Origin of the sequence: Binatus sp. (SeqCode), from assembly GCF_035272065.1 — a bacterium.
In the GTDB taxonomy this organism is placed as follows: Bacteria; Desulfobacterota; Binatia; order Binatales; family Binataceae; genus Binatus.
In genome coordinates this window covers 39652-64947 of the sequence record NZ_DATEQZ010000053.1, presented here as the reverse complement: position 1 = coordinate 64947, position 25296 = coordinate 39652, and the positions used below count along the sequence as shown (strand labels likewise).

At 61.8% G+C, this 25296-nt stretch carries 27 protein-coding genes; 13 read left to right on the top strand and 14 right to left on the bottom strand.

Annotation, left to right across the window (positions count from 1 at the left end; all coding sequences use genetic code 11):
- Positions 1–483: alkyl sulfatase dimerization domain-containing protein (locus tag VJX68_RS10720; protein WP_324095680.1), on the top strand; the 483-nt coding region annotated here is incomplete at its 5' end.
- Positions 484–488: 5 nt separating this feature from the next.
- The gene (locus VJX68_RS10715; RefSeq protein ID WP_324095679.1) at positions 489–800 is read left to right on the top strand and encodes a protease inhibitor I42 family protein; all 312 of its coding nucleotides are present in this window, start codon (positions 489–491) and stop codon (positions 798–800) included.
- A 3-nt stretch (positions 801–803) separates the two neighbouring features.
- On the opposite strand, the gene VJX68_RS10710 is transcribed toward VJX68_RS10715, so the two are convergent.
- The 4 genes from VJX68_RS10710 to uvrB all read right to left on the bottom strand — a co-directional run bounded on the left by VJX68_RS10710 (position 804) and on the right by uvrB (position 5632).
- Positions 804–1562: a C1 family peptidase gene (locus tag VJX68_RS10710; protein ID WP_324095678.1), complete on the bottom strand. Its 759-nt coding sequence runs from the start codon at positions 1560–1562 to the stop codon at positions 804–806.
- Positions 1563–1910: 348 nt separating this feature from the next.
- Positions 1911–2081 carry a helix-turn-helix transcriptional regulator gene (locus tag VJX68_RS10705; protein WP_324095677.1) on the bottom strand — a complete coding sequence of 57 codons (171 nt, stop codon included), beginning with the start codon at positions 2079–2081 and terminating at the stop codon, positions 1911–1913.
- A 103-nt stretch (positions 2082–2184) separates the two neighbouring features.
- Positions 2185–3384 (bottom strand): AlbA family DNA-binding domain-containing protein, encoded by a 1200-nt coding sequence (locus tag VJX68_RS10700; RefSeq protein WP_324095676.1) that lies wholly within the window; start codon positions 3382–3384, stop codon positions 2185–2187.
- Positions 3385–3406: 22 nt separating this feature from the next.
- Complete coding sequence (gene uvrB, locus VJX68_RS10695) at positions 3407–5632, bottom strand: excinuclease ABC subunit UvrB (RefSeq protein ID WP_324095675.1); 2226 nt, start codon at positions 5630–5632, stop codon at positions 3407–3409.
- Positions 5633–5850: 218 nt separating this feature from the next.
- On the opposite strand from uvrB, the gene VJX68_RS10690 reads away from it, so the two are divergent.
- The 6 genes from VJX68_RS10690 to VJX68_RS10665 all read left to right on the top strand — a co-directional run bounded on the left by VJX68_RS10690 (position 5851) and on the right by VJX68_RS10665 (position 10729).
- On the top strand, positions 5851–6363 hold the full coding sequence (locus VJX68_RS10690; protein ID WP_324095674.1) for a hypothetical protein: 513 nt from the start codon (positions 5851–5853) through the stop codon (positions 6361–6363).
- Positions 6364–6682: 319 nt separating this feature from the next.
- The gene (locus VJX68_RS10685; protein ID WP_324095673.1) at positions 6683–7393 is read left to right on the top strand and encodes an OmpA family protein; all 711 of its coding nucleotides are present in this window, start codon (positions 6683–6685) and stop codon (positions 7391–7393) included.
- A gap of 203 nt (positions 7394–7596) precedes the next feature.
- Complete coding sequence (locus tag VJX68_RS10680) at positions 7597–8268, top strand: OmpA family protein (protein ID WP_324095672.1); 672 nt, start codon at positions 7597–7599, stop codon at positions 8266–8268.
- A 406-nt stretch (positions 8269–8674) separates the two neighbouring features.
- Positions 8675–9142, top strand: coding sequence for an OmpA family protein (locus VJX68_RS10675; protein WP_324095671.1), 468 nt, complete (start codon positions 8675–8677; stop codon positions 9140–9142).
- A gap of 189 nt (positions 9143–9331) precedes the next feature.
- A complete protein-coding gene (locus VJX68_RS10670) occupies positions 9332–10015 on the top strand; it encodes an OmpA family protein (RefSeq protein ID WP_324095670.1) in 684 nt (227 codons plus the stop codon).
- 132 nt (positions 10016–10147) lie between these two features.
- Positions 10148–10729 carry a hypothetical protein gene (locus VJX68_RS10665; protein WP_324095669.1) on the top strand — a complete coding sequence of 194 codons (582 nt, stop codon included), beginning with the start codon at positions 10148–10150 and terminating at the stop codon, positions 10727–10729.
- A gap of 26 nt (positions 10730–10755) precedes the next feature.
- Here the strand turns inward: VJX68_RS10665 and VJX68_RS10660 are convergent, their stop codons facing one another.
- The 5 genes from VJX68_RS10660 to pgeF all read right to left on the bottom strand — a co-directional run bounded on the left by VJX68_RS10660 (position 10756) and on the right by pgeF (position 15539).
- Positions 10756–11988 (bottom strand): acyl-CoA dehydrogenase family protein, encoded by a 1233-nt coding sequence (locus VJX68_RS10660; RefSeq protein ID WP_414643477.1) that lies wholly within the window; start codon positions 11986–11988, stop codon positions 10756–10758.
- Positions 11989–12009: 21 nt separating this feature from the next.
- Positions 12010–13119, bottom strand: coding sequence for an acyl-CoA dehydrogenase family protein (locus VJX68_RS10655; protein ID WP_324095667.1), 1110 nt, complete (start codon positions 13117–13119; stop codon positions 12010–12012).
- 33 nt (positions 13120–13152) lie between these two features.
- Entirely contained in the window at positions 13153–14259 is a 1107-nt protein-coding gene (locus VJX68_RS10650) for a Gfo/Idh/MocA family protein (RefSeq protein WP_324095666.1), read from the bottom strand.
- Positions 14259–14420, bottom strand: coding sequence for a hypothetical protein (locus tag VJX68_RS10645; protein ID WP_324095665.1), 162 nt, complete (start codon positions 14418–14420; stop codon positions 14259–14261). Before VJX68_RS10645 ends, VJX68_RS10650 begins: the two co-directional genes overlap by 1 nt.
- A gap of 330 nt (positions 14421–14750) precedes the next feature.
- Positions 14751–15539 carry a peptidoglycan editing factor PgeF gene (gene pgeF / locus VJX68_RS10640; RefSeq protein WP_324095664.1) on the bottom strand — a complete coding sequence of 263 codons (789 nt, stop codon included), beginning with the start codon at positions 15537–15539 and terminating at the stop codon, positions 14751–14753.
- A 91-nt stretch (positions 15540–15630) separates the two neighbouring features.
- On the opposite strand from pgeF, the gene VJX68_RS10635 reads away from it, so the two are divergent.
- The 4 genes from VJX68_RS10635 to VJX68_RS10620 are packed head-to-tail and all read left to right on the top strand — an operon-like array spanning position 15631 to position 19886.
- A complete protein-coding gene (locus tag VJX68_RS10635; RefSeq protein WP_324095663.1) occupies positions 15631–15852 on the top strand; it encodes an SPFH domain-containing protein in 222 nt (73 codons plus the stop codon).
- Positions 15853–15875: 23 nt separating this feature from the next.
- Positions 15876–18791: an excinuclease ABC subunit UvrA gene (uvrA, locus tag VJX68_RS10630; protein ID WP_324095662.1), complete on the top strand. Its 2916-nt coding sequence runs from the start codon at positions 15876–15878 to the stop codon at positions 18789–18791.
- Positions 18792–18814: 23 nt separating this feature from the next.
- Positions 18815–18985: a hypothetical protein gene (locus VJX68_RS10625; RefSeq protein ID WP_324095661.1), complete on the top strand. Its 171-nt coding sequence runs from the start codon at positions 18815–18817 to the stop codon at positions 18983–18985.
- Between the two features lie 4 nt (positions 18986–18989).
- Positions 18990–19886 carry an RluA family pseudouridine synthase gene (locus tag VJX68_RS10620; RefSeq protein ID WP_324095660.1) on the top strand — a complete coding sequence of 299 codons (897 nt, stop codon included), beginning with the start codon at positions 18990–18992 and terminating at the stop codon, positions 19884–19886.
- A gap of 6 nt (positions 19887–19892) precedes the next feature.
- Here VJX68_RS10620 and VJX68_RS10615 read toward each other — a convergent pair whose 3' ends face one another.
- The gene (locus VJX68_RS10615; RefSeq protein WP_324095659.1) at positions 19893–20453 is read right to left on the bottom strand and encodes a hypothetical protein; all 561 of its coding nucleotides are present in this window, start codon (positions 20451–20453) and stop codon (positions 19893–19895) included.
- A gap of 229 nt (positions 20454–20682) precedes the next feature.
- On the opposite strand from VJX68_RS10615, the gene VJX68_RS10610 reads away from it, so the two are divergent.
- Positions 20683–22590, top strand: coding sequence for a TolC family protein (locus VJX68_RS10610; protein ID WP_324095658.1), 1908 nt, complete (start codon positions 20683–20685; stop codon positions 22588–22590).
- Positions 22591–22674: 84 nt separating this feature from the next.
- Here the strand turns inward: VJX68_RS10610 and VJX68_RS10605 are convergent, their stop codons facing one another.
- From VJX68_RS10605 to VJX68_RS10590, 4 genes are all read right to left on the bottom strand, one after another.
- On the bottom strand, positions 22675–23043 hold the full coding sequence (locus tag VJX68_RS10605) for a hypothetical protein (protein WP_324095657.1): 369 nt from the start codon (positions 23041–23043) through the stop codon (positions 22675–22677).
- 1 nt (position 23044) lies between these two features.
- On the bottom strand, positions 23045–23551 hold the full coding sequence (locus VJX68_RS10600; protein WP_324095656.1) for a hypothetical protein: 507 nt from the start codon (positions 23549–23551) through the stop codon (positions 23045–23047).
- Between the two features lie 68 nt (positions 23552–23619).
- A complete protein-coding gene (locus VJX68_RS10595; RefSeq protein WP_324095655.1) occupies positions 23620–24030 on the bottom strand; it encodes a nuclear transport factor 2 family protein in 411 nt (136 codons plus the stop codon).
- 19 nt (positions 24031–24049) lie between these two features.
- Positions 24050–25264 (bottom strand): CaiB/BaiF CoA transferase family protein, encoded by a 1215-nt coding sequence (locus VJX68_RS10590; RefSeq protein WP_324095654.1) that lies wholly within the window; start codon positions 25262–25264, stop codon positions 24050–24052.
- Positions 25265–25296 lie beyond the last annotated feature (32 nt).

Genomic DNA, 25296 nt, shown 5'->3' with positions numbered 1-25296 from the left:
GCGAGAGCGCTCCGTCTCATCCACGACGAAGTCGTGCGCCGGCTGAACGCGGGCGAATGGCCGGTGGATATCGTAGAGGCTGATATTTCGATCCCGGCGGATCTGGCGGCGAAACCCTACCTGCAACCGATTTATGGATGCCTCCCGTTTGTGGTTCGCGACGTGATCCGCCGCTACGCCGGATGGTGGTCGGGCGAGCCGTCGCAAATGTTCCCGACGACGCGGAAGGAACGCGGCGACGACATCGTCGCGATGTGCGGCCGCGACGCGCTCCTTGCAAAGGCGCGGGCACTCAAGGAGGCGGCGCTGCTAAAGCGGGCGCTGGCGCTCGCGGAGATCGCGCTGAATGCGAATCCGTCAGACAAAGAGGCGATCACACTGAACGCCGAAATTCTGGAAGCGATGGCGGCCGCCGAGCGATCGTTCGTCGCGCGTAATTTCTTTGCCGGCGCCGCGCGCCAACTGCGCGCCCGCGCGAAGTAGCAGCCGTGCAGTTCACCGATAGCGACGACGGACATGAAATCCAGGTGCGCGTCGGCGACACCTTCGAAGTCTCGCTCAGTGAAACGCGCACGACGGGATTCAGTTGGAGCATCAAATCTGTCGGAGAGCCCGTTTGCTCGATTGTCGCCGACTCGTTCGCGAATCCAAGTACCACCCCCGGGCGAAGTGGCACTCATCAATGGACGTTCAAGGTCGATCAGCCCGGAAGCGCGACCATCGAACTGCACTACGCACGTCAGTGGCAGAAGTCAGCGCCGGCGCGAACCTACACATTGAGAATTCGCGCCGGCGCCTAGAACTCAATTGACCACGCGTATCGTCCAGAAGTCGTCGGACAGGTTCGACTGGATCAGATAGGCGTAGGGCATCGTGAAGTAACCCGCCATTCCCCAGCCCGTACCCCACGAGTTGCGCACGATGAACCGCTGCTGGCTGTCGTCGTACCCGACCGCCATCACGGCATGCCCGCCGACGGTCTGTTCACTCGGCGAGGGCATCGGCACCACGCCGGTACTGGCGACTTGCTGAGATTCAAAGCTCTGGTAGACCGTGAATCCGAACACGAACGGATATCCGGACACCAGGCAACCCTTCATCTGCGCGAGGTCCTGGGTCAGGCGCTGATAACTCACTGCTTCGTGCTTCTTCGCGTCGGCGTATGCCTTGGCTGGCGGCTTGTCCGCGAACTTCGCGATGTCGTACGGCCAGTCGGTTTCCGGCGCGTCGCCCTGGTGCGAGATGGTCTTGATACCATCGCGTATCTGCGCGCCGCTGTCCGAGTTAACCGTGCCCTCGATCACGCGTTCGTTGTAGTAGATGAACAGTCGCGACGGAACGAACACCGGCTTCGACTCTTTCATCAGATCGAACTGGACTGCGCCAGCAATCGCGTTGGCTGTGCAACTGCCTAGCTGGCCCTGGTCGTAGACCGGCGGGCATTGGGGACGCAGGTCAGCCTTGGTCGGAAACGTCGCCAACTTTACGACCGGCGCGGAGTAGAGTTGGTCGCGATGGTCGGGAAGATCGGGGACCCATCCGTAGTGTTTTTTCTGCGGCATCGTTCTCACCTCCAATTGCTTTGTCGAGTGTTGCTATTAAACCCCTTGGTCCTCGGTACTGCTTGTCCGGAAGTGTTCATTCCGAACACCGCTGCGAGCAGATAGCGTCGCTAGGAACACCAGACCGTTTTTTCTGCGGCGCGCGCTCTCAATAGGAAAGGCGTTACGCTGGGGTGTACAACGCGTTCAGTGGAGTTGAACGATTAAAGTGAAAATGAAGGGACGGAAAAACTGGCAGAGAGCTTCGGGTTCAGCTTGCGCGAGTCACGCCAAAGTTGGAATCTTCGCGAGCTTTTTGCCGAGGCGTTGTCGGGCTTCCCAGGCGTCGTAGCGCGCCGGCATGTTGAGCTACAATTCGGAGCCGTTGCCGCAAAGCTTGCCCAAACGCACTGCGAGGTCCGGACTGATGGCCGTCGAGCCGCTCATCATGCGGTGCAGCGTCTGCCTGCTGACGCCGAGCAACGCCACTATCTCGACGACGCTGCCCCGTCCCAGCGCAGGCAGAATGTTCCTCGGCAAAGAAAACGCCGGGGTGAGTGGGTGCCCGCGTAATAGCTTCGCGGTCAACCGGATATTCGCTCCTCATATGGATTGAGTCCAACATATAGCGCTGTGAGCCGTCTTATCTCTGCGGCAGCCAGTTTCCAAGCGGATCGAAGAGGGGGCATTCCTCTAGGCCAACAGCATTCCAAATCATCTTCAGAACACGGCTCAAGAGAACATCGGCGGACACCGGGTAGCTTTCAACAGTTTGCTCGCTAAGAACCAAGTCATCTGGTTCAAATGCGTCCCCAACTGCGAGACGATATCTATCCATAGCCAACGAAAGACCCCTGATCCCGATAAGGCTGAAGAAAAAGAATATGGGAGGTGACAATCCCAGTTCCTGCATGAGGGCGAAAGATCTGATTAGGAATTCCCTAAGTTCCACAATCCAATCGGTAGCATTGACATACGGGTCCCCTGTCTCTCGGGAAGCGTTGGGGACTGGGAGGGTGCCCACCGCCTCGACGATTCCATTGCGATAGAATTGTGTGTACGAGCGGCTGTTTGCTTCAGCTGAAGCCGTTGCTGCGAACACAACGCGGCCTTCAAGGTTTACGCGATGGTCCCAGCCAGTCGGGCGCCCAAGGGGCTGCAGCAACCTCAGACGGTTGTTTGCGATGTTCCGAATGGCGTCGGGAATATCGACTGCGCCGCTCGCGGCAAACGCGGATAACGGCACGAGATGTACTATTTGCCTCGGAGCGTCCTCGACTAAGATAGGCGTAGCGCCGGATTTCACCGCGATGACACGCTCGGCTCGAAAGGCTCTGACGCGTTCGCTAACTGATTCGCCTCGAACCATGGCGTCGCGGAGCTCCCCGACGTCCAATTGATACTTGCCGTTCGAGTGTCGAGCGTAAAAGTGCCCATGGCCGCCAAATGAGACACGGTGCGGCGTGCGCCAGCTCTTCGGGATCCGTACGACCAGAACCGATTTGCTGTCGTCGGTAGCGACGCATTCCATCTCGGGCGGGCTCGGCAGTCGTGGTTGCAGTCCGTCACGAATCAAATTTTGAAGATGAAGCTTTTCTGCGTCCGGGTTTCCAATGGCCACGCCGACGATTTCCGTTGGGACCCCTGACGCTTCTGTCATACCAAAAATCAGTTCGCCTCCCTCCGTATTGGCGAACGAGGATACATCGGCTAGAAACTCTTTCTTGTCTTGGTCAGCGCCTCCCGGTAGATCGCGCTTGTAGTCGATCGTCTTACGCTCGGACACCTTGTTCTCCAACAATCCCATGACGTACTCGCGAGTTGTGGGGTCGAGGCTCGGCATTGTGGTGAACCGTTAGCTACGCCTACTTCGGGGCGTCGGGGATCAGCTTCAGCTTGCCCTGCTTGACGGGACGAGCTGGGCGCGATGCTCCGGCGGCGGCGCCCGTGGCGGCGCCGGCGCCGCGGCGGCCTCGGGTTTTTACGTCGGTCCTGCCGCGCGTTTCCACGGTGGGGCGCTGATGCGCTGAGCCGGGCGGCATCGACGGCTGCACAGGATGGCGCGGTTGATCCATTCCGAATGCGTGGCGCTCGAGCTTTTTTATCTGGTCTCGCAGGTCGGCGGCGCGTTCGTAGTCGAGGTTTTCCGCAGCCTCCATCATTTGCTGACGCAGCGCGGTGATTCGATCGGGCAGCTCGTGGGCCGGGATGAACTCTTCCGCTGCTTTGTCGTCGCCGATTTCAGGCACCACCGCCCATTCGGGCGAGTACATCTCGACCAGCGACGCGTCGATCGCCTTGATGATCGATGTGGGTGTGATGCCGTGCTGCTCGTTGTATGCGACTTGCTTGGCGCGCCGGCGATTGGTCTCGCCAATAGCCTGTTCCATCGATTTTGTGACGACGTCGGCGTACATGATTACGCGGCCGTTGATGTGGCGCGCGGCGCGGCCGGTCGTCTGAATCAGCGAGCGCGCGGAACGCAGGTAGCCTTCCTTGTCAGCGTCGAGAATCGCGACCAGCGAGACCTCCGGCAGGTCGAGGCCTTCACGCAGCAGGTTGATTCCGACCAGCACGTCGAACTCGCCCTTGCGCAGGCTGCGGATGATCTCGACGCGCTCGATCGTCTCGATGTCCGAGTGCAGGTAGCGCACGCGGATGCCGAGGTCGTGGTAGTAGTCGGTCAAATCCTCGGCCATCTTCTTGGTCAGGCAGGTCACCAGCACACGCTCGTTGACGGCGACGCGTTTGTGGATTTCCTCGAGCAGGTCGTCGACTTGCGTGCCGGCTTTGCGCACCTCGATTCGGGGGTCGATCAGTCCGGTCGGGCGGATGAGCTTCTCGACGACGAGGCCGCCTGACTTCGCCTGCTCGTAGTCGCCGGGCGTCGCCGAGACATAGACCGCCTGCACGATGTGCGATTCCCATTCCTCGAAGTTGAGCGGGCGGTTGTCGAGCGCAGACGGCAGCCGGAAGCCGAAATCGACCAGCACCTGCTTGCGCGAGCGGTCGCCGCGATACATCCCGCCGATTTGCGGAACCGTTACGTGGCTCTCGTCGATGAAGAACAGCGAGTTGTTCGGGAAGTAGTCGAGGAGAGTCGGCGGCGCCTGTCCCGGCGAGCGTCCGGTCAGATGACGCGAGTAGTTTTCGATTCCGGGACAGAAGCCCATCTCGGCCAGCAGCTCGAGGTCGTACATCGTGCGCTGCTCGAGGCGCTGGGCTTCGAGCAGCCGATTCTCCGCGCGGAAGTACTCGAGACGCTCCTTGAGCTCGGCGCGGATGTCGCGGACTGCGATTTCCATCCGATCCGAAGTCGTCACGTAATGCGATGCCGGGTAGATCGCGATGCTCTGCAACTTGCGGATCACCTTGCCGCGCAGCGCGTCGATCTCGTACATCGCTTCGACCTGGTCGCCAAAGAATTCCACACGCACCGCGCGCTGCTCCTCGTATGCGGGGAAAATCTCGACCGTGTCGCCGCGCACGCGGAACGTCCCGCGATGAAAGTCGTAGTCGTTGCGCTCGTACATGATGTTGACCAGCTTGCGCAGCAACTTGTCGCGGTCGATGGTCTGCCCCTCTTCGAGAAACACCAGCATCTCGAAGTACACCTCGGGCTCGCCGAGGCCGTAGATGCACGAGACCGACGCGACGATCAGCACGTCGTTGCGCTCGAGCAGCGCCTTGGTGGCGGAGTGGCGCAGCTTGTCGATCTCGTCGTTGATGCTCGCGTCTTTTTCGATGAACGTGTCGGTCGAGGGCACGTACGCCTCGGGCTGATAGTAGTCGTAATACGAGACGAAGTAGCGGACGGCGTTTTCGGGGAACAAGCTCTTGAACTCGTTGTAGAGCTGGGCGGCGAGCGTCTTGTTCGGCGCCATCACGAGCGTCGGCCGGTTCACGCGAGCGATCACGTTGGCCATCGTGAAGGTCTTGCCCGAGCCGGTGACGCCGAGCAGCACCTGGTGCGGTACTTTGTCGTTGAGATTGGCGACGATCGAGTCGATCGCAGCGGGCTGGTCGCCCTCAGGCTTGTAGCCCGAGACCAGCTTGAAACTTCCCTCTTTGCCGCGCGCCAGTGAAAGCATGGTGAATGAGACAGTCTAGCAGGGTTTGCGCGTTTTGAGGAATTCTTGCCTCGGTTCACCGAAATTCGGTGGTCTTGCACCTTTTCGGGCTGCGCGAATTCGTCGATTCCAAAAAGTAGGTATGCAATGCGCGGATTTGCTAGTATGGGCGCGGGCAACCGGTGGGATATCGATTGCTGACTAACACAAATGGGTCACGAACCAGGAGAAATCACCTTATGAAGCATCTCAAGATCATGCCAGCCGTTTTGATCGTGCTGATCGCGATGGCGATGCCGTCGATCGCGGCGGCCCAATACCAGGAAGAACGCTTGGACGCATTTCTCAATCAACGTCCCGCATTGAAGGCGCAGCTCGAGCGGAATCCCAGCCTGATTTACGACAAGAGATTCCGAGAACAGCACCCCGATCTGCAAGCCTTCATGCAGAACCATCCCAACGTCTGGGGAAAGTTGTCGAACTCCGGACGCTGGGGCGCCTACGGTCCCGATCACAGTTGGCACGAGGCTGACTGGTGGCATGAGCACGATCCCGGCTGGATGTACAAGAACCATCCCGAATGGGCGGAGAACCATCCGGACTGGAAAGCCGACGAGAATGCTCATCCCGAATGGTTCAGGCATCCGGTCGAAGCAATGCATCATGAGGAAGCCGTACATCACCACGAGAAAGAGGTGCATCACGCGGAAGCCGAAGAAGCGGCTCATGCTCAAGATCATCACCATCAATAGTTCCACTAGTACATAAGACTAAGACGACCGCGCCGGACGCCATGTTTTACGTGGGTCCGGCGCGTCATTTGAGCCGCTCGGGCGCGGGACCGGAGAAACTTCACCGCCACTTATCCACAGAAAATCCGGGCTGCGCTGAGGAAACGCCTGCCAGCCGGGTAAAAAATCTCGCCGATTCACCCCGCTATGTGTTGCATTCCTGTTACGAATATAACTATATTTCCCCGTCAATTGGGTGGGATCGTTCCTGTTTTGTACGGCTCGGGGGCGAGTGAGGGGTTCACTTCGCGCTTAGACGCACTTGGGTGAGGAGGAGTTCATGAGACTGAAATCACGGCTCTTAAATGCGGTCGCTGGCGTCGCGCTGGCGGCGCTATTCGTGTCGAGCATGAGCGGTTGCGCATATCTGTCGCAGCCACGCTCGTGGGGAACTTGCGCGGTCGTCGGAGGCTTGCTTGGCGCAGGCGCTGGCGCAGCCGCGGGCATTGTCATCGATGACAATGCTCACGGTCACAACAACAGCAGCAATGACTCCCGTGTCTGGGCAGGTCTGGGTGGAGCAGCCGCAGGCGGCCTGATCGGCGCAGTGGCAGGTCACTACATCTGCGATCCGATAATACAGCCGCCGCCACCTCCACCGCCGCCACCTCCACCGCCGCCTCCACCGCCTCCACCGCCGCCGCCGGTCAAGGAGAAGCTGGTGCTACGCGGGGTGCATTTCGACTTTAACAAGTCGAAGATCCGGCCTGGTGACGCCGCCGTTCTGGATGAGGCCGCAACAACTCTGAAGGCCAATCCGAATGTTACGGTCAACGTCAACGGCTACTGCGACGCGATCGGTGGCGAGAATTACAACCTCAAGCTGTCGGATCGGCGTGCGGATGCAGTCGTGGATTACCTAGTGAAGGCGGGTATCCCGTCGAGCCAGTTGATTCCGCACGGCTACGGCAAGACCGACTTCGTTGCGACCAACGACACGGCTGAGGGCCGCGCTCAGAACCGCCGGGTCGAACTGGTGCCGAATGAGTGAGCCGGGCCGAGACTGAGAAGCCTGCAAGCGGCCGCAGTCCCTTTCAGGGCTGCGGCCGCATTTTTTTGCTTGGCTGTTACGAAACCATTACGAGCGCCGGATAACAAATGCAGAATCGGCGCTTCAATAGACGCAGCTTCCAAAAGAAGGCAGAATTATCCACGTTTGATTTCGGAATAGCTTGAACTCATGGAGGGGTACTGGTGATTAGTTGGAAAAATTGGATTGGCGCGGGAGCGATTGCCGTGCTGCTGACGGCTTCGTCATGCGCGTCGTGGACGCCTGAGCAGAAGGAGTACACTGCGGGCGGAGCGGCAGCCGGCGCGCTCGTCGGCGGCGGGCTGGGTTGTGGGATCGCTGCGGGAGCCAGTGGTTCCAAAGAGAGCTATGAGATTGGATGCCCCACCGGCGTCGTGATGGGTGCTCTGATCGGCGCTGTTAACGGCTACCTGCTCGCCCCGAATCCGAAGTCGCCTCCACCGCCGCCGCCACCGCCGCCGCCTCCACCGCCACCGCCACCGCCTCCGCCGGTCAAGCAGAAGCTGGTACTGCGCGGAGTGCATTTCGATTTCAACAAGTCGAGGATCCGGCCCGGTGATGCCGCCGTTCTGGATGAAGCCGCATCGACTCTCAAGGCCAATCCGAACGTGACGGTCAACGTCAACGGCTACTGCGACGCGATCGGCGGCGAGGAGTACAACCTCAAGTTGTCAGATCGGCGTGCGGACGCCGTCGTGGATTACCTGGTGAAAGCCGGAATCCCGTCGAGCCAGTTGATTCCGCACGGCTACGGCAAGACCGACTTCGTCGCGACTAACGACACGACTGAGGGTCGCGCTCAGAACCGGCGCGTCGAACTGGTGCCCAACGACTAAGCCAGGTTAGGATTGAAACGCCATTACCGGCCGCAGTCCCTTTGGGGGCTGCGGCCGCATTTTTTTGTAAACGAACTATTACGGGTTTCGCGGTATACGGCAGATTCACCTCCTCAATGGACCTACCTTCCCAAAAATGGCAGAATTCGCGGAAGTTCGATTCCGGAATAGCTTGAATCCCAGGGAGGGATACCAGTGTACAAGTGGAAAAATTGGGTTTGAGCATTTGCGACCGTCGCTCTTCTGATGGTTTCGTCGTGCGCGTCATGGACGCCTGAGCAGGAGGAGTACACCGCCATCGGAGCCGACGGCGGTGCGCTGGTCGGCGGAGGCGTGGGATGCGCGATCGGTCTCCAAAGCGATGAAGATGACCCGAAGACGGTCGGTCTTGGGATGCGGATTGGGTGTGCTGACCGGTGCCCTCGTCGGCGGCGTGGCTGGTTACCTGCTAGCCCCGAAGCCGGTACCGCCGCCTCCGCCACCTCCTCCACCGCCGCCTCCTCCACCCCCACCGCCTCCACCGCCGCCGGTCAAGCAGAAGCTGGTGCTGCGCGGAGTGCACTTCGATTTCAACAAGTCGAAGATCCGGCCGGGTGATGCCGCCGTTCTGGATGAAGCCGTATCAACTCTCAAGGCCAATCCGAACGTTACGGTCAACGTCAACGGCTACTGCGACGCGATCGGTGGCGAAGAGTACAACCTCAAGCTGTCCGATCGGTGTTCGGACGCTGTTGTCGATTACCTGGTGAAAGCCGGGATTTCGTCGAGCCAGTTGATTCCGCACGGGTACGGCAAGACCGATTTCGTCGCGACCAACGACACGGCTGAGGGCCGCGCTCAGAATCGCCGCGTCGAATTGGTGCCGAACGACTAGGTCGGACCCAGACTGAACACCTGCAGCCGGCCGCAGTCCTTTTGGGGGCTGCGGCCGGTTCTTTTTAAGAATTATTACGAGTCTTGTGCTATTGGACGGATCTGCTTCCTCAATAGACCTTTCTTCTCGAAAGTGCCAGAATGCGGATGTTTGAATTCCGGAATAGCTTGAACCTAGGGAGGGGCGCTCATGCTTAGATCGAAGAATTGGATTGCCGCAGCGGCTTGCGTCGTTCTTTTGACCGTCTCGGGCTGCGCGAATCTCTCGGCTCCGCGGAGCTGGGGTACATGCGCGATTGTAGGTGGACTCCTCGGCGCGGGCGCCGGAGCGGGAATCGGAATCGCAATCAACGAAAACACCGGTGACCACGAAAATAATGTCGCCTGGGCTACCGGCCTCGGCGGCGCGGGCGCAGTTCTCGGCACACTAGCCGGTCACTACATCTGCGATCCTATAATCCAACCGCCACCTCCTCCACCGCCGCCGCCACCGCCGCCGCCTCCACCGCCACCGCCTCCGCCGCCGCCGGTCAAGCAGAAGCTGGTACTGCGCGGAGTGCATTTCGATTTCAACAAGTCGAGGATCCGGCCCGGTGATGCCGCCGTTCTGGATGAAGCCGCATCGACTCTCAAGGCCAATCCAAACGTGACGGTCAACGTCAATGGATACTGCGATGCGATCGGTGGTGAGGAATACAACCTGAAGCTGTCGGATCGGCGTTCAGATGCCGTCGTCGATTACCTGGTGAAAGCCGGGATCCCGTCGAGCCAGTTGATTCCGCACGGCTACGGCAAGACCGACTTCGTTGCGACCAACGACACGGCTGAGGGCCGCGCTCAGAACCGTCGCGTCGAGCTGGTGCCTAACGATTAAGCCGGGCGAAGATTGAAACGTCCGCAACCGGCCGCAGTCCCGTCGAGGGGCTGCGGCCTTCTTTTGTGCAGAACCGCTGTTCGTGGGAGGCTGACGATGGCGCGGATTTTTGCTATAGAAACCATCGCTATGATGTCTATACGAACTGTAGCAATCGGAGTCGTCGCGGCGTTCGCATTCGCGGCGCTGTTGGTGGCGTCGCCGGCTCGGGCACAATCGCAAGCGGCGGCGGCGGAGGCATCGCCGGCACCGCCCGCCCTGGCCGCGGAAGGCGCGGCCATTCCGGGCGCGTCCGCTTCACCGGCGGCGAAGAAGACGCTGCAGCAACAGGTCAACACGCTGATTGCGAGGATCACGCCCGAGCGACTAAAGCGCGATATAGAGTTCAAGAAGGCGTCCGCGCTGTTCCCCGGATTCTGCAAGCATTGGGAAGAAGATCTGCGCGAGCGCGAGATTGACAATCTCCAGAAGCTCAGATTTTTCCAGAAAGACGGGTACGAGACCGCGACCTATACCGGCTACGGCAAGGTCGGCCAATGCGAGTCGCATCAATCCAAGGACGGCTACTCGATCGGAAAAATCAGCTACGAGGAATTCATCTACTACATCGTCGGCAAGTCCGAGGACGACGCCCGGCACGCAGCGCCGAAGACTGTCAGCGATACACACACTACCGAGATTTTCCGCTGGGACAACGGCAAGTGGTTCTACTAGCCAGCTAGGAAACTGTTACTGAAAAACTAGTTCAATTCCTTGCTGCTGTAGTTCAGGATTCGGCGCCCGATAATTATCATGTTGATCTGCTGCGTGCCCTCGAAGATATCGTTGATCTTCGCGTCGCGCATCCACTTCTCGACCAGGATTTTGCGCGAGTAGCCCAGCGGCCCCAGCAATTCGACCGCCTTCTGCGTGATCAGCGTGACCGCCAGGCCCGCCTTCGCCTTGGCCATCGACGCTTCGAGACTGTTGCGCTTGCCGGTGTCGAGCATCCACGCGGCTCGCCAGGTGAGCAGTCGCGCAGCCTGCAGTTGCACTTCCATCTCCATGAAATCGCGCTCGACGGCGGTCAGGCGCCGCGGCGAGACACCGTAGCGCACCGGTACGTTCTGCTGCTTCAGGAACTCGCGCACGAAGTCGAGCGCCGCGCGCCCCACTCCGATCGCCATGGCGGCGACTATTGGCCGGGTCGCGTCGAAGGTCGCCATCACGTCCTTGAAACCGCCTTCCTTGCGAACCTCGGCGCTGCCAAGCAGATGGTCGAGGGGAATCCGGCAGTTGTCGAAAACGATCGCGGCGGTGTCGGAGGCGCGGATACCGAGCTTGTTCTCGACGCGCACGACCTGCATGCCGGACGTGTTGTGCTCGACGACGAACGGCTTGATTCCGGGGCGTCCCGCGCTCTTGTCGACCGTGGCCCACACGACGACGAAGCCTTCGGACTTCTCGGCCGCCATCTCGCCGGCGGTGCAGAAAATTTTGGTGCCGTTGATCACCCAATGGTCGCCGTCGCGCGTCGCGGTGGTCGTGACCGCCGACGAATCGGAACCGAAGCCGGGCTCGGTGATCGCCATCGCGCCCCACTTCGGCTTGCCTTCCTTGAAGCGCTTGAGGAACCGCTCCTTCTGCTCGGGCGTTCCCGCCGCCATCACGGCCGCGCCGCCGAGTCCCGAGTTGGGCGTCGAGAGATACAGGCCGGCGTCGCCCCAGCAGAGTTCTTCGGTGCTGAGCACGGACAGAAGATTGGCGCGTCGAGGCGCTGCGGCGCCCGCGTCGGGCTTCTTGCTCTTGTCGTTGCCGACCTGGATATCGGACGCGGCGGACGCCGACCACATCGACTCGTAAAACTGGGTCGGCTTGGTGTGCTCGTGCTCGTCGCAGTCGCGCGAAATCGGGCGCATCATGTGCTCCGAAACCGCGTGGTACATCTGCAGGCGGCTCAGGACCTGTGGTTCAAGTTCAAAATCGATCATGATTCTCTCTCCGTCGCGGACAGCTCACACCGTCGCGATTCCTTCGATTGCGGCAAAGCCGCGCGCGTTGCGCAGCCACATCTCGACCGGATGCTCGCGGATGTAACCGTGGCCGCCGAGCACCTGCACGCCGTTGTCCGTGACCTTGAGCGCGCTCTGCGCGACATAATTCTTCGCCAGGTAACTCGCCTTCAGCGCATCGCGGCCCTTGTCGAGCTCGTAAGCCGCTTCCCACAGCAGCAGGCGCGCCGCGTCGATTTCAATCGCCATATCGGCGAGGATGAACGCGATCGCCTGCTTGGTCGCGATCGGCACGCCGAACGCCTTGCGCTCCTTGGCATAGTCGCGCGCGTACTCGAACGCGGCGTTCATGACGCCGACGCCCATGGCGGCAAGCGCGACCCGCGACTCGCTCATCAGGCGCGAGAAGTCGATCCCCCTGTCACCGCCCAAGCGCGCGTCGGCACCGACGCGGCAGTCTTTCAGCGTCAATTCGTACGTCGCGAGCGGCTTAAGCCCCATGTTCTTCTCGCGCTCGGAAATCGTCACGCCCGCGGCGCCGCGCGGAACGATGAAACCGTCCACGCCCGCAAACCCTTTGCTCGCATCGGTCGCCGCATAAATCAGAATGGAATCGGACTCGGCTGCCAGCGGCACATAACACTTGCCGCCGTTCAGGATGTATCCCGCGCCGTCGCGCTTGGCCGAGACTTGCTGCGCGGAAAGATCGAAATCGAAGCGTGGCTCCATGACGGCCGCGGTCGCGGCGGCAAAGTCGGCGCCAGCGAATCGCTTCAGATATTTCGCGCGCTGCTCGTCGGTGCCCATCTCGAGGATCGGAAAGGCGAACAGCCGCGGCGCGAGCACGTGGAGCCCGATCGAGACATCGCCAAAGCCCAGCTCTTCCGCGACGATCGCGCCGGTCACGGCCGAGCGCGCATCGCCACCGCCGCCGAATTTCTCAGGGATGGCGCCGCTGACAAATCCGAATTGCCACGCCTTGGCGATCAGCGCGGCGGGGATTGCCCCGCTTTCGTCGGCGGGCCGCGCCGCGGGACGAATCTCCTCGCGCGCGAACGCTCCGACGCTGTCGCGGATCATCTGCTGTTCTTCGCTGAGTTCAAAGTCGATCATGGAATGGAAGGCATCCTCGATTAAAGTAACGCTCTAAGTTCTAATTTGCACCGAACCGCCTGTGCGGGCCGACTGATACGCCGCCTCCACGATCCGCTGAGCTGCCACTCCCGCCGCAAATTCGGGATCCGGCTCGCACGCGCCCTTGAGCGCGGCGATGAAGGTTGCATCCTCGGCGGCGTACGGAATCATGAGCCGATCCTTAATAGGCGCGAGGTACGGCCGCTCGCGCAGGATTTGTTTTGTGAATCTCGCCATCACTTGGTCGGCAGCTATCGTCTCCTCTTGAGCGCCGGAGCCGCGCTGAAAAACGATCGGCCCGAGCGTATCGGCGTCGGACGCGGCAAACAAGTTCTCGGCGAAGACTTCAAGCCTCCGGTTACTCGCGCGCGCGATCATGCGATGCCAAATCGATGTGAGCTGGCCGTGCCATCCGCCGGCAAATTCCATCGCAGTCGCGCCGAAGTCCTCGACTCCTTCGGCGCCGTTCACATTGCGCGTGCGGCAGTACAGGCTCGTGACGGGACCGAACATCCACGTCAGCAAATCGAAGTCGTGAACGCTGTGCTCAATCAGCGTACCGCCGGCGGTGAGAGACGGATCGTTGCGCCATGCGCTCGCATGCGCGCCGCGGGTCGGAAAACCCTGGTCGTCGCGCATCGTGACGCTGAGCAATTTGCCGACGCCCTGTTCTTCGAACATCGCTTTAATCACGTTGTACACGGGCGAAAATCGCAGCACGAGGCCGACCTGGCTCGTCACGCCTGAAGCTTTGATCGCGGCCGCCATCTCGGAGGCTTCCGCCGCGGTCATCGCGAGCGGTTTCTCGCAGAAAATATGTTTGCCCGCGCGCGCGGCGGCAACACAGATTTGGCGATGCATCGCGGTCGGCGTGCAGATCCACACCGCGTCGATCGACGGGTCGGCGATTATCTCTTCGGCCGACTCGAACGCCCGTGCGCCCTGCCATCTGGCCGCGAGCTGTTCCGCCGCTCGATGCGAAACGTCGGCAACCGACACGACGCGCACGCTCTGCTCGGTGCGGTCGGCGACGTAGCGGAGCATCATCGAGTGCAACTGGCCGATGAGGCCGGCACCGACAAGTCCGACTCGAATCTGTCCGCTGACGGGAGTTGGCATCAGGAGTTCCCGGATTTTTCCTCGCGGCGAAGCTTCTCGAGCTCGCGCTCGCGCTTGTACTTGGTCGGATCTTCGATCGTTTTAGACGGCGGCGCCATCGGCTTGCGGATTTTCGCGATCAATTCGCCCGCACGATGCTTCTTTGGTTTGCGTTGCGGCATCTTGCGGAACTGGTTCAGCCTGCCGAGGCGGCAAACTTGCACGATTCTGATTGATTCAGTTCGGTTGGAAAGAACCCTTTCATACCATATGTTGTGCTTTGGGAAGATTATCGTCTATCGGTAGTTTCGTTCCGTCGAAAAACTGGTTTTTGCTCGCTCATGGCGTCGCGGGAACCTCACCCCTAACCCCTTCCCGAGCGGGAAGGGGAACGAGACTTGGAGGAGCGTCGTGGCGGTGGTCCATGATCTATGGGTAGCACAGAAAATCCGGTCCGGGCAGGCTCAATAGTTCATCCCCGTTTCGGTGAAAGCGAACCAGTGCCCATATTGCTACGCGGCGAAGCCGACGAAGCTCATCTGAAGTCCGGTGGTCGTGCCGGCTGCGGCGCGCCGCGAGAAAAAGCGGTCGGATGCGCATCGAGTGCAGGGGCCGACGCTCGTGATGTTCGCAGGCGCGAGTCCAGCACGTTCGAGCTGATCGCGCACGACGGCGCGCAAGTCGATGAACGCCTTGCCGGGACGCCCTATCCTTGTATGGTTTTCCGCTCCCGCTATCTCACGGCCGAAGCGATCACCAAGCTCGGCGTCAACTTCGAAACAACATTGGCCGATCGACGGACCCATCGCAGCGCGAATGTCGGACCCTCGGGCGCCGAGCTTGAGCATCGCGCGGACGCCGGCGTCGGCGATATCCGCGATAACGCCGCGCCATCCGGCATGGAGCGCGCCGGCTACTTTGCATCTCGAATCAACCATCAATAGCGGCACACAGTCGGCCGTGAATATTCCCAGCATGACGCCAGGCTCGGCAGTGACGAGACCGTCACCCGCGGGCCGCAGCGCGGCGGTGTCGCGAGTCGCGGCGTGAACGACGTTGCCATGCACCTGGTTCAGCCTCGCGACCAGGTTCAGGCCGGGCGCCTCGCGACGGATGCGCTCCCAGTTCGCATCGACGGCGCTTTCGTCGTCACCGACCCAATAGGAAAGATTCATCGAGGCGAACGCGCCTGTGCTGACGCCGCCCGCGCGGCCGATGAAGCCGTGGCAGATCGCCGCTTCGGGCCATACGCGCAGGATTTCGAGGCTCGATTCGGTCGATGATTCAGTTCGGATATCCACATCAGAGCGTTCGGCGGCGAGGCGCCGGGTTGTTCGCTCGTCGCAGGATAACCTATAATTCTGATCTTTGGAATTGGAGGTTTTAGCGCCTATGAATGGCTACGAATATCTGGTGGCGCGAAATCGCCTGATGCAGCGGCTCGAAGAGGAACTGGCGCGGCTGGCACCGCTGCCGGTTGCCGAACGCGAGGCCGAGACGCGGCGAATCCTGGCGAAGTTCGACGTCCAGCTTGCCGAGCTGTACGCAAAAGTGGCCGACGAATATCCGGGCGAGCGCAAGAAAAAGGCGCACCCGATCGCAGACCCTCGGTAGGCCCCCCAAGGGCTGGAGCAAGCTTGGATCGCTCAATCAGTATCCGGGGCGCGCGCACTCATAACCTGGCTGATATTTCGCTCGAAATTCCCCGCGAAAAGCTCACCGTCGTGACCGGAGTGTCAGGCTCCGGCAAGTCGAGTCTCGTTTTCGACACAGTTTACGCCGAGGGTCAGCGGCGCTACGTGCAGAGCCTTTCGACCTACGCGCGGCTGTTTTTGGAGCGGATGGAGCGGCCTGACGTCGACTCAATTTCCGAGATTCCGCCGGCGCTCGCGCTGCGCCAGAAAAACACGATCAAGAATGCGCGGTCGACGGTCGGCACCGTCACTGAAATCAGCGACTACCTGCGCCTGCTGTTCGCGACGGTCGGGCGCACCGTCTGTCCGAAATGCGGCGGCGAGGTGAGCCGCGACAGCGTCGAGAGCGCCGGTGCGCAAATCCTCGACGCGCCCGGGCTCTACGTCATCCTGGCGCCGTTCGAGGCGGGTTCGCGATCGCTTCCGGACGCGGCGGGCTACCTGATTCAGAACGGGTACCATCGCCTGTACGCCAACGACGCGATCACCGAGACCGCGGAGTTTGCCGCGCGCGCAATCGCGACCGAAGCGCAGAACGGGGCCGGGCCGAAGACGGACCGTACGATGATGGTGGTCGTCGATCGTATTTCGGTAACCGGCGAAGGCGAAATCGAACGCGTGCGCGAGGCGCTGGAGAAAGCGTTCTACCTGGGTGCCGGACGCGCGCGGGCGGTACGCGTCGAGCGCGACAATGGCAATACGCATAGCGTCGGCGCGATCGATTTCGACCGGCGCTTCAACTGCTCGCGTTGCGCGACCGCGTTTGCCGAGCCGACCACCGCGCTGTTTTCGTCGAACAGCCCGATCGGCGCGTGTCCCGAATGCGAAGGCTTCGGCCGCACGGTCGAACTCGACCTCGATAAAGTACTTCCGAATCCGAACCTGTCGATGCGCAATGGACTCGTCGCGCCGTGGCGCACGCCGGCGTATCGCGAGATGAACGAGTGGATGCTGAAGCTGGCGCGGCGCAGAAAAATCCGGACCTCCGCGCCGTTTCGCGAGATGACCGGCGAAGAGCGCGCCTGGCTGCTCGACGGCGACGAGGGGCCGCGCGCGAAGTGGGACGAAGACAAGTGGCCGGGCGTGCACGGCTTCTTCAAGTGGCTCGAAGGGCGGCGCTACAAGACTCACGTGCGGATTCTGCTCGCGAAGTATCGGCGCTTCGTCACCTGCCCCGCGTGCGGCGGCGCCAAGCTGAAGGCCGAGGCGCTCAACGTGCTGGTGGACGGCCAGTCAATCGCCGACGTCGGGCGGCTCTCGATTCGCGACCTCGTCGCGTGGCTCGACAAGATTCAATCGATCCCCGAAGTCGGCACGCGCGCGGCGGTCGTGATGCGCGAGCTGCGCAATCGCGTCGGCTACCTGCTCGAAGTCGGCCTCGGCTACCTGACGGTCGAGCGGCAGGCGCGCACACTGTCGGGCGGCGAGGCGCAGCGGATACATCTGGCGAGCGCACTCGGCAGCGTGCTGGTCGGGACGTTGTATGCGCTCGACGAGCCGACGGTGGGACTGCACGCGGCGGACGCGCGGCGGCTGCTCGCGGTGCTGTACAGCCTGCGCGACTTCGGCAACACGGTGGTGGTCGTCGAGCACGATCCCGCGATGATCGCGGGCGCCGATCACGTCGTGGAGCTTGGCCCCGGCGGCGGCAGCGAGGGCGGCGAGCTCACGTACTCGGGACCGCCGGCGAAGGCGACGCTCGACAGCATGGCGTCGTCGCCGGGGCGGGTGCTGCTGATGCGTGCACTGGCGAAGCGGCGCAAATTCAACAAGCGCGATGCGGCAATTCGAATCGTCGGCGCGCGCGAGCACAATCTCGCGGGCCTCGACGTAGCGATCCCGGCCGGGCGGATGGTTTGCGTGACGGGAGTTTCAGGATCGGGAAAATCGACGCTGGTCGAAGATGTGCTCTACAAGAACTATCTGCGCCGCTCGGGCGATACGTCTGCGGAGCCGGGTGAGTGCGACCATATCGACGGCCTCGAGTTGATCGGCGAGATGGTGCACATGGGGCAGGAGTTGCCGACGCGATCGATGCGCTCGAATCCCGCGACCTATCTGAAAATCTACGACGAAATCCGCAAGCTGTTCGCCGCGAGCCCCGAGGCGCGGCGGCTGGGCGTGCAGGCGCGGCATTTTTCGTTCAACGTCACGGGCGGGCGATGCGAGAAGTGCAGCGGCACAGGCACCGTCACAATCGAGATGCATTTCATGGCGGACCTCGAGGTGAAATGCGACGCGTGCGACGGCCGCCGCTTCCAGAGCCATATTCTCGCGATCAAGCTGCGCAATTACAGCATCAACCAGGTGCTCGATCTCACCGTAGAAGACGCGCGCGCGTTTTTCATTCATCACCCAGCGATCATCAAGCGGCTCGACGCGCTCATCGCAGTCGGCCTCGGTTACATCCGGCTGGGGCAGACTACCTCGACGCTTTCGGGCGGCGAGGCGCAGCGGCTCAAGCTCGCGCGCTTTCTGCTGGCCGATCTCGAACCGGCGCCGGCGGGCGAAGACGGGAAGCATCTGCCGCGGATGTTCATCCTGGACGAGCCGACGACCGGGCTCAGCTCGACCGACATCAAGCGCCTGATCAAAGTGCTCAACCGGCTGGTGACCGAAGGCAACACGCTGGTCGTGATCGAGCACAACCTCGAGTTCATCGCGAACGCAGACTATGTGATCGATCTCGGACCCGGCGGCGGCGACGAGGGCGGACGCGTCGTGGCAACGGGTTCTCCGCTCGATGTCGCGGCGTGCGACATGTCGGAGACCGGACGCGAGTTGCGGCACTTGTTCGGACTGCCCGAGCGAGGCGGGCGCCAAGTCCGCTCGGCTTTGCGCACAGCCACGGGAGTATAGTGTTGAGGCGGCAAGGAGGAAGAATGCGGAGATTCAATCGACTGGCGCGCGGCGCGACGCAACTCGGCTTCGTGGATATTCTCACGGCTGCAATCCTGCTCGGGATTCTGCTGTACGCCGCGACCCTGCAATTTTCCGTGTACAACCGCCCGCCCGCCGCGCCGACTCCGACCGGCACCGCATCGAGCCAGTAATTACTTGTCCGACGCAGCAAAAGAACGCCTCGATCATTACCTCGTGCGGACGGGGTTTGCGCCGTCGCGGCGGGTTGCGCAGGAGCTGGTCGAACGCGGGATGGTGCGGATCAACGGGCGGCGCTCGAGGAAGAGTGAAATCGTCGGCTCTGAGGATAGAGTCGAAGTTGCCGCGACAAATCGCCGCGCGGTAATCGAGCCGAATGCCGATCTCCCGCTCGAAGTCATCCATGAAGACGCGGCGGTGATCGTCGTGAACAAACCCGGTGGCATGCCATGTCATCCGCTGAATGCCGGAGAGCGCGACACCGTGATGAATGCGGTGGTCGCGCGTTTCCCGGAGATTGCGACCGTTGGCGAGAAGCCGCTCGAAGGCGGATTGGTGCATCGGCTGGACAACGGCACCTCGGGCGCGCTGCTGATCGCGCGCAATCGGGGCGCGTTTGAAAAACTGCGCGACGCGATTCGCGCGGGGCGAATCGCGCGGCGGTATGAGGCGCTCGTCGCCGGCTCAATCGAGCGCAAGACTGAGATCGATGCGCCGATCGCGCATCATGCGAAGAACGCGCGCAAGATGGTCGTTGGCGACCGGTCGAGTGCGAATCCGAAACGCGCCGGCCGCGCCGCGAGCACGGTGGTCGAGCCGATCCGGCAGGTCGGCGAGTTCACGCTGCTGTCAGTCGCGCCGAAGACCGGCAGCCGTCATCAGATTCGCGTACATCTGGCGAGCCTCGGGCATCCTATTATTGGCGACACACTTTACGGCGGCCCTGCCAACGAGGCGCTCGCACACGGGCCCGTCTGGCTGCACCTGTGCGACGTGGCGTTCGACTCGCCGGCGGTCGGTCACGTCAAGGCAACTGCTCCTCTCCCGCCGGATTTGAAGAAACTTCTCGGCTAGCCCGCTTCAGTTGCAAGCGCATCGCGTGCATTCGGTGGTCAGCGGGGTTACCTGCGAGCGTTGCAGGAGGAAAGATTGTCCCACCGAGGTTGCCACCTGCGCGCGCTGCGTGAACGCGGTGCCGTTGTAGATCTGCGGTCTCTGCTGGTTCAGCGTGGAACCCTCGGGCGGTGTGTACGCCGACGGCGCGTTCGCGTTCAGGAGGTAGTTGGCGCACTGTCCGCGCGCCGACTGGTTCGCGAGAATATAGCTCGAGGACGAGACGATGCCCGCCCACTCGGTCCAGGTTCCCGGCGCCGAACAGGTGCATCGGAATGCGCGCGGTGTCGGCGCCGCGCTCGCGGCCGCGAGCGGCACGGTCCCCGGCGCCGGCGCGAGTGACGGCAGCGCTCCGATCGTTGAGAAGGCTTGCGGCTGACCGGGAGCCACCGGTGCAGTCAGTGGCACCGGCCCGGGCGCCGCGGTAACTTGCGCGAATGGCTGGCGCGAGAGCTTTGACTCGCTGAGCGCAAGCATGAGGATCGGGGACACGATGAGTACTGCAATTACCAGCCTGACAGCGCGCATAGCATCTCCAACAGTGACTTGCGAAAAAGTCGGGCCGAATTCGATACCGCAAGACAAGGCAGACGGCCTTGGCTATAATCGCGGGCTAATTGGCGCCGCGCAAGCTCTTTGCTTCGGTTCGGCACCGGCAAATCGTTCCCAACCGCTGAGTCGAATCGTGCAACCGGCGTGTGCGGTAGTGGCGGGCCATCGCCTTTGATGGCGACAGATACCAAGGAGGTTCCTTCGAATGTCGAGAAGTAAATCCGTCTCGTTGGCAATGCTGGCTACTTTCCTGCTGTTGATCGGAACCTCAGCCGGGTTCGCCCAGGACCAGCTCAAGGTCACCGGCTCGCTGCCCACTACGCCGCTGCCACCCCCGGATCTCACCGGACCGATCCAGATGCAGTCATTGCCGGTCGGGCCGCAGACGCCGCCGCACGCTAGCGTGCCGCCGAGCGCCTCGAACCAGTTCGAGCATCATGATGATTTGTTGAATCTGCCGCGCATCTTCGCGCATCAGTGGTCGTTGGGCAAAGAAATCTCGCCCGAAGACGTGATCAGCGAGCGTTACCTGCGCTCAGAAGATCCCAACGCGCGCGGCCTGACCCTCAAGGAAGCCATCTACATCGCGATGCAGAATAATCCGTCGCTGAAGGCCGCCCAGCTGGACCCGGTCGCTTCGATGGAAACCGTCAGGGAGGCCAATGGGACCTTCGATCCGAATCTTAGCGCGCAGGGCGATATCGAAAAGACCGTCGTGCCCGTCACCTCGGCTCTGCAGACCGGCGGCGCGGACGCGTTCGTGCAGAAATTTTACGATTGGAACTTCGGCCTCAACAAAGTTTCCTCGGTCACCAATGGCACCTGGGGAGTGACCTTCAACAACGATCGCTCGCTCTCAAATTCGCTCTTCTCGGGCGTCAATCCTTCTTACTTGCCCACGCTCGCACTCTCGCTCTCACAGCCGTTGCTGCAGAATTTCGGCTGGCAGTTCGCAACCATCAACGTCCGGATAGCAGAGTCGGGTCAGAAGCAGGCGCAATGGACTTACGGGCAGGCGCTGCAGGATTTCGTGCAGAAAATCGGCGGCGATTACTGGAACGTAGTTCTCTCTGAGGAAAATCTCGAAGTTGCGCGCGCCGCGCTGCGCTTCAATCTCGACCTGGTCCGGCAGAACGCCATCAGCGTCAAGGTCGGCACCCTGGCGCCTATTGATCTGCAGGAAGCGCAATCAGCGGCCGCCACTGCGGAGGCCAACGTCTATACCGCCGAAGCCAACCTGAAAAATTCGCGCACGCAACTGCGCCAGGACGTCATGCTGAATCCGTACGGCACCTTCCTGCCCGAGGAAATCCAGCCGCTCACGCGGCCCAATCCGCAGGAGCAGCTGGTCGTCGATGAAGAGCGCGCGCTCGAGCTGGCCGTGCAGTATGTGCCGTCGCTGGGCAGTATGCGCGAAGCGATTCGCGACGCGTTGCTGCAGGTGAAGTTCTCGGAGAACCAGGTCCTGCCGCAGCTCAACCTCGGCGCGCAATTCGGCCTGACTTCCACCTCCGGAACAACGCCTTGTCAGAAACCCTTCGGCACGCCGGTGATAGGGAGCGGGAATTGCACTCCTGCCGGTTTCCCTTCAGACTCGGGCAACAAACTCCCCTTCGGCGGAATCTACGGTGACGCGCTCGATCGCCTGTGGGGTTTCACTTACTACAACTACGCCGCAGTGCTGACGTTCCAGATGCCGCTGGATAACGCCGTGGCGCGCGCGGCGCTGGCGCAGGCTCGCGTGCAATACGAGCAGCAGCGCGTGCTATATCGCGCGGCGCTGTCGCAGGCGGTTGTTAACGTGGAGAGCTCGCTCGCCAATCTGTATGCGGACCAGAAACGCGCGTCCGCGACCGCGTCGGCCACCTACTACGCTCGCCAGTCGCTCCACGATGAGCAGGTGAGATTCCGCGTCGGCCTGGCGACTACGCATGACCTGCTACAATTCCAGGAAGAGGAAGTGAGCGCCGAGGGCAACCAGGTGCAGGCCGAGGTCGATCTCGAAAATGCCAAGCTCGCGCTCGCCCACTCCGACGGCACGCTGTTGCAGCAGTTCAATATCAATTGGGAAGTGCAGAATCCGCACGAAGTCCCGTGGTACGCGGCGTTCTGAGGCGGTAATCAACCAAATGAAAATGCGGCGCCGGATCGCGTCGCGATCCGGCGCCGCATTATTTTACGCGCGCTGAAGAGAACCTCACCTATGGCCGCCGCCACCGTGGCCGCCACCGGCGCCGTGAGAAACAGCGCCGCCGGCGTGGACGCCACCGCCGCCCTCATGCCCAACGCCGGCTCCACCACCGTGATAGAACTCCGTATGATGGCCGCCGTAGCCGTAGTGTCCTCCTTCCCACGGATGGTGAACGACGAAGACGGGATTATAGCCCCAGCCATTTCCCCAGCCCCCACCCCAACCATATGAGTATGGTGCATAGCCATACGCAGGGTAGCCGCCGCCGTAGCCATAGCCCTCATAGCAACCGCTCGCACCGCAGGCGATCGCTGCGAGCAATATGACGGCTCCGATCGTACGACCCGGGCTGAAATATCTTGCCTCTGAGCGCATGTCAGGGAACTCCCCACGCCGGCTTGCCGTCGTCCTTATAGAACGCCAAACCGGGTGTCTTGGCCGCTGGAACGTCCAGGCTGGTTCGCAGATGGCCGTTTGGACCGTAGAGACCGAATCCGGGTTCACCGGCATCCCCGAGCGCCATAGTCGCGCGTACCTTGCCGTCCTGATCGTAGAGGTCCAGACCGGGGGTACCGTTCGCGGCGAGGTCAAGAGTCAGGCGGGTGCGGCCGCTGGTGTCGGAGAGGTTGAGGCCCACCGCGCCGTCGGAGGTCACCCCTATCGCGCCACGCAACTTGCCGGTGCGGTCGCGCAGCAGAAACTGTTGCGCTTCCAGAGTATCGGGCACGGCGGAACTCGTCTGCGCCATCGTGATCAGCGCACCGCACAGCAGCATCATCGCGCCGGTCATCATCCGCAGATGCTTGTTGCTGCGCTGGAGTTTGGCCTGTTGTAATTCCAGCCGTGACAGCCGCTTGATCAGCTCACCCGTCGATTCATCCATAATTGATCCTCTATCTCACGTGACTCAAAATTCATCAAAGCGGATATTCGAGGCTAGATTTGCGAGTCTCAGTGATGCCCCAGGATCGTTACTTGACGGCTCGCAAAGCGCCATCCGGCCGGCGTCTTGCGCAGTTTGTCGGTGTAGTAGCCCACCGTCGATTGCTGCACCTTACCCTCCTTGCAGTGGTAGTAGAGCAGGTGGGCTGTGCCGGCGCCGATTGCGCCGTCAAGCTCGAACGCAGGGTTGGCGACGACGTGGAGCACCTGCGCGCCGCCGAGAGATTCTTTGTACAGCGCCGCAAATCGCTTGAGGCCGTCGCGTCCGCTGTGCTTGCCGAAGCGCGGGCTCTCGAAGGTGCCGTCCTCCGTGAAGCAATCGATCCATTCGTCGTAGCGGCCGAAGTCGATCGTCCAGCAATAGCGGGCGTTCAGCCCGCGAATGTCCTCGCGATCCTCGAGCGTCCCTGTTATCGCCATCGCATCATCTCCCCATGATTCAAATCACGTTGGCGTCGCGCAGCCGCGCGACATCGTCCCACGAGTAGCCCAGCATCTCGGTCAGCAGCAGCTCTGTATGCTCGCCGAGTTCCGGCGCATGGCCGCGCGGCTCGCCCGGCGTCGCGCTCAACTTAACCGGCATCCCGAGCAGCGTGAGGTTACCGAGCGCCGGGTGATCGTAATCGACGACGTAATCGTTGGCCCGGACCTGCGGATCCTCGGGCAGGTCGGACACCGAATTAACGATCGTGTAGATGAAATCACCGCGGCCCTTGAGGACTCGCATCCACTCATCGCGCGGGCGCGTCGCGAACACCTCGTCGAATATCGCGACCACCGCCGCCGAATTCTTGCCTCGAATTTTAACCTCGGCGAAGCGGGGGTCCTCAATCAGTTCCGGCTTTCCGATTACTTCGCAGAAATCCTTCCAGTAGCGATCGGGCTGCAGCATCGCCAGCGAGATCCATTTGTCGTCGGCGCATCGATAATGGTTCCACAGCGGGTTGTACGCGTTGGCGCGCGTGTTGCGCGGAAATTCCTTGCCCATAATGGTTCGTGCGACGACGTTGAGTCCCTGCAGCGCCATCATCGAGCCCAGGTGCGACGCGTCCACTTCCTGCCCGATTCCGGTCCGTTCGCGCGCGAACAACGCCGCGAGCACTCCGTAGGCAAGCATTATCGCGCCCATCTGATCGGCGATACCGCCGTAGACGTACGTAGGCGCCGTGCTGCCGGTCCCGACCGCGTTCATGATCCCCGAGCGTGCCTGCCCGAGGTAATCGAACGACGGCTCGCCGCTGTCGGGCCCCTCAGGCCCGTAGCCGGACGCGCTCGCGTAGATGAGCCGCGGGTTGTGCGCGGCAAGGTCCGCGTAGCCGAGTCCGAGCCGACTCGCGACGCCCTTGCGAAAATTCTGCACGAAGACGTCGCTCCGCGCCGCCAGTCGATGCATGATCTCGCGCGCCTCGGGCTGCTTCAGGTTCAGTGCGATACTTTTCTTGTGCTTGTTGTTGGCCTCGAAATAATAATTGCGCCCGCCCTTGTTGGTGGCGCTGCCCGCAACCGCCGTGATTCCCCGGCCGGGGTCGCCCCGCTCGCGCTCCTCGATCTTGATAACCTCGGCACCCAGGTCGGCGAGCATCTGCGTGGCGACTGGCCCCTGCTGCCAGATCGTCCAGTCGATAATTCGAATTCCTTCAAGCGGTCCGCCCATGCTTTTCTCTATACCACAACCCTCTTGAGTTT

What these genes read in the sequence shown, in the direction of transcription:
- VJX68_RS10665 (WP_324095669.1), top strand. Translation starts at nt 10,148, where the DNA reads ATGTCTATACGAACTGTAGCAATCGGAGTCGTCGCGGCGTTCGCATTC.
- VJX68_RS10595 (WP_324095655.1), bottom strand. Translation starts at nt 24,030, where the DNA reads ATGGCGATAACAGGGACGCTCGAGGATCGCGAGGACATTCGCGGGCTG.
- VJX68_RS10710 (WP_324095678.1), bottom strand. Translation starts at nt 1,562, where the DNA reads ATGCCGCAGAAAAAACACTACGGATGGGTCCCCGATCTTCCCGACCAT.
- VJX68_RS10655 (WP_324095667.1), bottom strand. Translation starts at nt 13,119, where the DNA reads ATGATCGACTTTGAACTCAGCGAAGAACAGCAGATGATCCGCGACAGC.
- VJX68_RS10690 (WP_324095674.1), top strand. Translation starts at nt 5,851, where the DNA reads ATGAAGCATCTCAAGATCATGCCAGCCGTTTTGATCGTGCTGATCGCG.
- VJX68_RS10610 (WP_324095658.1), top strand. Translation starts at nt 20,683, where the DNA reads ATGTCGAGAAGTAAATCCGTCTCGTTGGCAATGCTGGCTACTTTCCTG.
- VJX68_RS10700 (WP_324095676.1), bottom strand. Translation starts at nt 3,384, where the DNA reads ATGCCGAGCCTCGACCCCACAACTCGCGAGTACGTCATGGGATTGTTG.
- VJX68_RS10605 (WP_324095657.1), bottom strand. Translation starts at nt 23,043, where the DNA reads ATGCGCTCAGAGGCAAGATATTTCAGCCCGGGTCGTACGATCGGAGCC.
- VJX68_RS10615 (WP_324095659.1), bottom strand. Translation starts at nt 20,453, where the DNA reads ATGCGCGCTGTCAGGCTGGTAATTGCAGTACTCATCGTGTCCCCGATC.
- VJX68_RS10650 (WP_324095666.1), bottom strand. Translation starts at nt 14,259, where the DNA reads ATGCCAACTCCCGTCAGCGGACAGATTCGAGTCGGACTTGTCGGTGCC.
- VJX68_RS10590 (WP_324095654.1), bottom strand. Translation starts at nt 25,264, where the DNA reads ATGGGCGGACCGCTTGAAGGAATTCGAATTATCGACTGGACGATCTGG.
- VJX68_RS10625 (WP_324095661.1), top strand. Translation starts at nt 18,815, where the DNA reads ATGCGGAGATTCAATCGACTGGCGCGCGGCGCGACGCAACTCGGCTTC.
- VJX68_RS10645 (WP_324095665.1), bottom strand. Translation starts at nt 14,420, where the DNA reads ATGCCGCAACGCAAACCAAAGAAGCATCGTGCGGGCGAATTGATCGCG.
- VJX68_RS10635 (WP_324095663.1), top strand. Translation starts at nt 15,631, where the DNA reads ATGAATGGCTACGAATATCTGGTGGCGCGAAATCGCCTGATGCAGCGG.
- VJX68_RS10685 (WP_324095673.1), top strand. Translation starts at nt 6,683, where the DNA reads ATGAGACTGAAATCACGGCTCTTAAATGCGGTCGCTGGCGTCGCGCTG.
- VJX68_RS10670 (WP_324095670.1), top strand. Translation starts at nt 9,332, where the DNA reads ATGCTTAGATCGAAGAATTGGATTGCCGCAGCGGCTTGCGTCGTTCTT.
- VJX68_RS10600 (WP_324095656.1), bottom strand. Translation starts at nt 23,551, where the DNA reads ATGGATGAATCGACGGGTGAGCTGATCAAGCGGCTGTCACGGCTGGAA.
- uvrB (WP_324095675.1), bottom strand. Translation starts at nt 5,632, where the DNA reads ATGCTTTCACTGGCGCGCGGCAAAGAGGGAAGTTTCAAGCTGGTCTCG.